This window comes from Kitasatospora sp. NPDC001159 (assembly GCF_053598235.1).
This window is the reverse complement of sequence record NZ_JBSFJV010000279.1, coordinates 1-1,406: the sequence shown is the minus strand read 5'-3', so window position 1 is coordinate 1,406 and position 1,406 is coordinate 1. Positions and strand designations below refer to the sequence as shown.

Genomic DNA, 1,406 nt, shown 5'->3' with positions numbered 1-1,406 from the left:
ACGATCTTCGCCAACCTGGCGGAGGCCGTCGCCGAGGGCCGCGGCAAGGCCCAGGCCGACACCCTGCGCAAGACCAAGACCGAGAGCGTCGCCCGCCGGCTCACCAACTGGCCAGCCACCCAGGACGAGGAGGAGGTCCCCGGGACCTCCCTCCAGCTCGGCGACCACGTGGTGGTCGAGGCCGGGCAGGTCATCCCCGGTGACGGCGACGTCGTCGAGGGTGTCGCGTCCGTCGACGAGTCGGCGATCACCGGTGAGTCCGCGCCGGTCATCCGCGAGTCCGGCGGTGACCGCAGCGCCGTCACCGGCGGCACCAAGGTGCTGTCCGACCGGATCGTGGTGAAGATCGCCTCGGAGCCCGGCAAGTCGTTCATCGACCGGATGATCGCCCTGGTCGAGGGCGCCGCCCGGCAGAAGACGCCGAACGAGATCGCGCTCAACATCCTGCTGGCCTCGCTGACCATCGTCTTCCTGGTCGCGGTCGTCACCCTCCAGCCGATGGCCACCTTCGCGGGTGCCCCGCAGTCGATGATCGTCCTGGTCGCCCTGATCGTGGCGCTCATCCCGACCACCATCGGCGCGCTGCTGTCCGCGATCGGCATCGCCGGCATGGACCGGCTGGTCCAGCGCAACGTGCTGGCGATGTCCGGGCGCGCCGTCGAGGCCGCGGGCGACGTCAACACCCTGCTGCTCGACAAGACCGGCACCATCACCCTGGGCAACCGCCAGGCCGCCGAGTTCCTGCCCGCCCCGGGTGTGAGCACCGACGAACTGGCCAGCGCCGCCCAGCTGTCCTCGCTGGCGGACGAGACCCCCGAGGGCCGCTCGATCGTGGTCCTGGCCAAGACCGAGTACGGTCTGCGGGCCCGCGCCCAGGGCGAGCTCACCCACGCCACCTGGGTCCCGTTCACCGCCCAGACCCGCATGTCGGGTGTGGACCTGGACGAGTCAATAGGAGGGGCGGAGCGCAGCGACTCGGACAAGGGTGGTGGCGGGCGACGGGACGGAGTCCACCAGGTCCGCAAGGGCGCCGCCGGTGCCGTCACCAACTGGGTGGCCGAGAACGGCGGTTCGGTCGGCAACGAGGTCTCCGCCCTGGTCGACGGCATCTCCGCGGCCGGCGGCACCCCGCTGGTGGTGGCCACCAAGATCGGTGCCGAGCCGGCCCGCGTCCTCGGGGTGATCCACCTCAAGGACGTGGTCAAGGAGGGCATGCGGGAGCGCTTCGACGAGCTCCGCCGGATGGGCATCAAGACCATCATGATCACGGGCGACAACCCGCTGACCGCCAAGGCGATCGCGGAGGAGGCCGGCGTGGACGACTTCCTCGCCGAGGCCACGCCCGAGGACAAGATGGCCCTGATCAAGAAGGAGCAGGAGGGCGGCAAGCTGGTCGCGATGACCGG

At 70.8% G+C, this 1,406-nt stretch carries 1 protein-coding gene; it reads left to right on the top strand.

Features of this window, described 5'->3' with window-relative positions; translation table 11 throughout:
- A partial coding sequence (gene kdpB / locus ACWC9T_RS41860; protein WP_449826256.1) for a potassium-transporting ATPase subunit KdpB occupies positions 1-1,406 on the top strand: 1,406 nt, incomplete at both ends.